We start from the raw sequence: 6,000 nt of genomic DNA, 5'->3' as shown, positions 1-6,000 counted from the left end.
CCTTGCTCAAAGGAGCAAGGATTATTTTAATTCCCTCTTTAACACATTAAATTAAAATGCTGATGAAAGTTAATTTGACCTTCAAGAGCATGGTGGCCCTTTTGGCCATCTGTTTTGTCGTAACGTTTGGTTACAGCAGAACGACTCTTGACCCCAACACCCACACACACACTGTGAACACTGTAAACGTGGCGGATCCTGCTCACTACAAATTTTCGACCGCAAGCCTGGATCAAATGCTGCAAATGATTGAAACCTACCGCAACCTCAAGCCTTTTCACGCTACCCTGGATTATGGAGTAAAGTTTTACCCTGAAATGAATCTTGAAACCGGAAAACTGAACATGGTGGCCAAAGCCTGCATCATTTTTCCTAATGATGCTATCCCTCTAAATTTGCCAGGCAATTCCTTTAAAGGAGATTTGGTGGGCGACGATTTTTTTGATGCTGGTTTTATCAAAACCTTTCAGAAAAACCCGGCAGACGCCAATGGAGCCGTACAAGCTTATACCTTTGCGGTGCTGTATGAGAACCAGGTTCAAATATTGTTGTCGGGAAGAGGCGTTGTGGGACTGAAGTTGTACAATGTAAACATTGACTACCTTTCAACCATCCCTAAGACGACCACAACCAAATTTTACAATTTGAATGTGGTGAGCGATATTCCGAATACTGGGTTTGGTGCGGGTGCGCCATCTCAATTGGCTTGGCCTTGTCCTCCATTTTGGCGCGGATAACATTCATCGAATAAAAGGATACATCAGGCGAAAATCCAGGAAACATATTCTGGATTTTCGCCTTATTTTTTACCTTGTTGATCAATCAGCACCTAAATCAATGTGAGAAAATTTATACCATTAACAATTCTGCTTCAAATCGGCATCTTACTATTGATGTCCAAGGCTGTATTGTTGGGTCAAAATGGCCTGTTTTTCAATGAATTGACCAGTCGCAATGGCCTGGATGTTACCAAAGTTGTTTTTGTACAAAAAGATTCGCGCGGTTTTGCCTGGATTGGCACCCTGGGTGGGCTCTTTCGCTACGATGGCAGTGAAGTGGTCTTTTATGGCGAAGAACAAGGCTTGACCGAAGAATATCTACAAAGCCAGATGTTGGAAGACCAACAAGGCTACCTGTGGTTTTGTGCCTATACCCGTTTGTTTTGTTATGATCCCATTCAAGACACCATCCTTACTTTTGGAGAGTTGAAAGCGCCTGGAAATGCAAAACCACTGGCAGATTATGGATTGATTTCCGTAGACAAACACAATCAATTGTGGCTCACCGCAGGCGAAAAATTATTCAGCATCAACCTACAAAAAACCCTCAATAACAAAGAATTAGTTTACAATTTGTATAAAACGGGGGATCAAAGAATTTTGGGAAAACGTTTTTTGCCACTGTTTAACCCTCAGCAAGAATTCAATGGCTTTTTAGAATATTACGCCTTTGGTCCTGGGATGAAAATCTGGAAAAGAAAGTCTGCTCAAAATTTTGAAGCCCGGGCTTTTTTTGATGGCTCCATACCTAAATCCCCCGTTTCGTTGGTGTATCAAATCTTGCCTCAAAAAACATCCAACCGGTATTGGATGTTTACCGATTTAGGCATTTTTGATGTGGACATTGCCAAAGGAATGTACCTGGGCGGCCCTTTCAATATTCAGCCAGGTACTAGGATTTTTTATTCGCTTGACTTCAACCAGGAAAATCTTTTGTGCAGTACCCAAAAAGGGCTGGTGCTTTTTAACACTCAAAGCCACCTGTTTTCAAAAGTCACCAACTGGTCTTCTGAATTGAATTTAAACATCATTTCCAGAAACAGTTTCAGGCAACTGTTTCTGGATCGCGACAATATTTTATGGGCGTTTTCATATGATGAGGGACTAGGCTTTACTCAGCCCCAATCGATGAAAGCAGAGTTTCAAAAACTGGACTTTCGCCTAAATTGCCTTTTACCTATTGGAAAACGAGATGTATTGGTTGGCTCAAATGATGGCTTGTGGCTTTTTACCAAAAGTGGACAAAAACGTAAATTGATCTCAGGAGAACCCATCATGAGCATTTACAAAGGCAAAACAGACGATGACCTTTGGGCGGTTGGCTTAGAGAACATCTACAAATTTGATAAAGCTACCCACAAGTTTAAAAAATTTGCCCATGATGTCAAACAGACTATACTCTGGGAAATATCTCGCTCGTCGGACGGTACCATGTGGTTGGGATCTACACGTTCTTTGAAACAAATAAATGAGCAAACTGGAGTTATTTCTGCTGCGCCCATCACTGATACACTGCAAGGCGCAAATAATTTCTTTGAAGACGTATCTAACAAGCGTTTGTACATTCAGGAGAATGCCAATGTATTACACATTTTACAATTCAAAAACCATCGTTGGAGCAAGCTGGATTCTTTTTTGTTGAAGGGTGAGATTGGCGGCTACCTTATCCCAAAAGGAAGCCAATACTTGTGGATTGCTTCGGCCAAAGGTATCAAATTGGTCAACAGAACCAATTCTGCGAAAAAAAATCAGTTGGAATTGCCCTCCAATTGGCCCAAGAGTGCCATAACTGGTTTGGTTCAAGACAAGCAGGGATTGATTTGGGCAAGCACCAGTACCAATTTATTGTGCTTTTCCCCACAAGGAAAACCACTCCGTGTGTACAATTTTCAGGAAGGGTTATTCGCTGCGCCATTTCAATACAAGAGCTTAAAAATGTCGGAGAATGGGGATTTAATCGTAGGAGGAAAAAACGGCATCTCTTGGTTTCAACCCGCTCAGATGCAGGAATTGTCCAATAAACCCAAAGTTCAACTTACCCATTGCCTAATTCAGGGGAGACCGTTTTATGAGGTTTTTCCAGCAGACAGCAGCATTACAGAGAAAAGATACCTTCGGCTCAAATACCGCCAGAATACCTTTAATTTTCAGGTTACGGGTATAGAAATGGGGATGCCTCAAGACGTCAAAATTCAGTATTACTTAAGAAATTGGGAAGACCACCGCCAGGCTTCCCTTTACAATCAAACCACTGAAGCGCGTTACGAAAAGTTGCCCCCCGGCACCTACCAATTGAGGGTTAGAGCAGCCAGTGCAAATGGCCAATGGATTCCGTGGCAAACCAAAATGACCATTCAAATCATTCCCCCTATCTGGATGCGTTGGTGGTTTATTGCCTTGGCAATCTTGTTGTGCATAGGAATTCTGGTGCTTTCCGTTCAGTCATATTACCGTGCCCAACTTCGCGATGCCCGGGTGCGCAATGATGAACAAGAGCGTATTTTACGCGACATTCACGATTTAACCAGCGGGAAGGTTGTATTTTTTCAGGATTTTAAGGCGTTTGCCCAAACCCTAATCCCTCAATTGGAGGTCAAAAACAAAGCGCTGGATATTTCTGAACAAGCCTTGCAACTGTTCAAACGGATTTCGGCTGCGGTGCGCAACAGCCTGGAGTCGGATAGTACCTTGCTGGAGTTTCTGACCCAAATCACTGCCGAAAGCCGCAAAATTTTGGATTCCAAAGTAATTTTCTCGGCTCAATTGGTACCAAGCATTCCCTACTGTTGGGTTTCTGGTGAAACAAAAAAACAATTGCGCTTTGTGGTTCAGGAAGTTTTGGGGAATATCCTCAAACATGCAGAAGCGAATAAGGTGAGTTTAACCCTAGCTGTTATAGAGGGAAAACTCAACATTACGATCCAAGACGATGGCAAAGGAATCCCCGAAGAAGTGATTGCAACAATTCGACCATCCGTCAAGATAAAAGCCGAAGGGAATGGCTTGGGCATCATATTGGGAAGAATGCTCAATCTGGGAGGGACCATCAAATGGATCAATGACCACGGAACAAAGGTATTTATTTCCATTTCTTTGCAAAAAGTTCGCCCGAAGCGACATTTTTTTTCAACTTTACTACATTAATTTCGTTTTACTTTTGAGTAGGACGCAATAAATTACTTCTTGATTATTTGAGAGGGAAGTTAATTTTTTTGCGTTGCTGAAACTGTTTTTTCGTCGGTCTTAAGTAAGGAAACAAATAATGGAAAAAATTCACGTGGCCATTGTCGAAGACCTATCGGAATTCCGTTCACGCTACAGCCGTTTGATCAATCAGACGGAAGGATTTGTTTGTTTGCCAGAACACCAATTCGCTTGTTGTGAAGATTCAACCGCTATTCTAAAGAGTGATACCCGCATAAAAGTAGTCATTCAAGACATTGGCATGCCCAAGGGCCACATCAATGGCATTGCCAGTATGCAACGAATCAAACACCATCGTCCTGATTTGTTGTTTATGATTGCAACAGTTTACATCGAAGACGTATACCTTTTTGAAGCACTTTGCGCTGGAGCCGATAGTTATTTTTTAAAGACCGACCCAGACACTGTTTTTATTCATCACCTCAAAGAATTGGCGCTGAACAATGGTCGCCCATTTAGTGGATCTCTGATGCGCAGGATTCTGGATGTATTCCGCAGTCAGGATTCAGATGAAAGTAAGATCAAGCCCACTCCACTGCAAACCAAACTGTTGGAGACCATTTTAGAAGGAGAAATCAACGAGGCACCTTACTCCAACGAAGAGCTTGCTGAGCAATTGAATCGAAATCTAAAAGAAATTACTCGAGAAATTCGGGCCATTTACTTGATGCTGCACGTCAACAACCGCAAAGAAATGATTCGCAAATACCAGACCTGGCGGGTGCGTCTGTTTGGATTCAGTTAATACCAATTTACACGGCCCCCATTTGCAATTGCCTCTTCAATTTTCTCTTCTGGTGATTTTCCCATCAAAGGATACGCATCAAAATAGTGCTGAACACCTGGATGTAGTTTTCGATTGTAAGCTTCAAGATGGAATTTGATTTCCTCCTGAAATTGTTCCAGGTCAGTGAAGTCAGCTTTCTTTGTTTTGATTGCAGGCAATATATACTGACTAAGGTATTGATGAAATCGCTGACAAAAACCATTGGTTTTAGGCCCTCCAACCGCAGTTAGCAAGTGTTCAGTGCCAGGACGCGCTCTTAATAAGGAGCTAAATGGGTGGGCAGCATAACTAAAAAACTCCGGGTCATTGCTGGTTTCAACCTGTTTGATTTCCAGCCCCATCTGTACATAAAAAGGGAGGATTACTTCTATTAACAAGTCTGCACAAATGACTTTATCGGGGGCATAACTCACTACGGAATGCACGTAACCCGAATAAGCATCAATACTAAAGTAGCCAAAAACCTTACCCAAATAAGGAAATAGCCCTAGAAAAATAGAGAAAACCGAGATAAGCTGGCCTGGTCTTCCAATTTCTCTTCCAGCTTCCAGTAAAGCCGGATTGTACCGACTGATGAATTCTTTTTGCTCATTGTTGAGGGAATATGCTTTATCGAGGATGATTGTTTGTGCCAAATGCTCAAATCGAGCTCTTGCTGTACCCAAATTGTGTTGTTGAAGTAATTTCTGAATGCTCACACCAGAAATAGAAATCCCTTCCTCGGATAATTTGCTGCTCAAAAAGTGACATCCAAAAGGAAATTGCAAGGCTAAGTTTAAAATTTTTTTTACAGTGTTTTGATCCAATTTTCGGGGTGGATTTTTTTTTCGCACAACCAATTCTGGTTGATTTAACAATTTATAATATTGACTCTTACTGATTTCCAATTGCTTACATGCTTCACGCACATTGCTACTCGCTTGAATGGTTTTTATCAAATCTGCTCCTTTTTTGTTTTTTTTCATCTTTCAAAAGTGTCCACAAATTTACTTAACTCTGTACAAAACTTCAAACACTTTAAAAAGAAAAAAACCGAGTTTCTTTGTCTTATCAAAAAGGGACACGCTGAATGTATTCTTTTTGCCTGTTCCCAAAGCCTTACGATTTTTTGTATAATTCATTGCGACGCCACAATTGAACACTGTAATACTTAGAATTTTAAATTTGTAAAGTTCCCTCTCACTTTTTTTTTAAAACCCTCCTCCCTCATTTTTGCACGCTAATTCTATT

Annotated in this window: 4 protein-coding genes; 3 read left to right on the top strand and 1 reads right to left on the bottom strand. The window is 41.4% G+C overall.

Features of this window, described 5'->3' with window-relative positions; all coding sequences use genetic code 11:
- Positions 1-62: 62 nt before the first annotated feature.
- The 3 genes from ABW391_RS09755 to ABW391_RS09745 all read left to right on the top strand — a co-directional run bounded on the left by ABW391_RS09755 (position 63) and on the right by ABW391_RS09745 (position 4,728).
- Positions 63-737 (top strand): hypothetical protein, encoded by a 675-nt coding sequence (locus ABW391_RS09755; protein WP_353481666.1) that lies wholly within the window; start codon positions 63-65, stop codon positions 735-737.
- 156 nt (positions 738-893) lie between these two features.
- Positions 894-3,923, top strand: a complete 3,030-nt coding sequence (locus ABW391_RS09750) for a ligand-binding sensor domain-containing protein (RefSeq protein WP_353481665.1) — start codon at positions 894-896, stop codon at positions 3,921-3,923.
- A gap of 118 nt (positions 3,924-4,041) precedes the next feature.
- Positions 4,042-4,728: a response regulator gene (locus ABW391_RS09745; protein WP_353481664.1), complete on the top strand. Its 687-nt coding sequence runs from the start codon at positions 4,042-4,044 to the stop codon at positions 4,726-4,728.
- On the opposite strand, the gene ABW391_RS09740 is transcribed toward ABW391_RS09745, so the two are convergent.
- Positions 4,725-5,537 (bottom strand): hypothetical protein, encoded by an 813-nt coding sequence (locus ABW391_RS09740; protein WP_353481663.1) that lies wholly within the window; start codon positions 5,535-5,537, stop codon positions 4,725-4,727. The genes ABW391_RS09745 and ABW391_RS09740 overlap by 4 nt on opposite strands.
- Positions 5,538-6,000 lie beyond the last annotated feature (463 nt).

It is taken from the genome of Haliscomenobacter sp., from assembly GCF_040403615.1.
Classification (GTDB): Bacteria; Bacteroidota; Bacteroidia; order Chitinophagales; family Saprospiraceae; genus Haliscomenobacter.
The sequence above is the reverse complement of the archived record's forward strand: the minus strand, read 5'-3'. Positions and strand labels throughout refer to the sequence as shown.

What these genes read in the sequence shown, in the direction of transcription:
- ABW391_RS09745 (WP_353481664.1), top strand. Translation starts at nt 4,042, where the DNA reads ATGGAAAAAATTCACGTGGCCATTGTCGAAGACCTATCGGAATTCCGT.
- ABW391_RS09750 (WP_353481665.1), top strand. Translation starts at nt 894, where the DNA reads ATGTCCAAGGCTGTATTGTTGGGTCAAAATGGCCTGTTTTTCAATGAA.
- ABW391_RS09755 (WP_353481666.1), top strand. Translation starts at nt 63, where the DNA reads ATGAAAGTTAATTTGACCTTCAAGAGCATGGTGGCCCTTTTGGCCATC.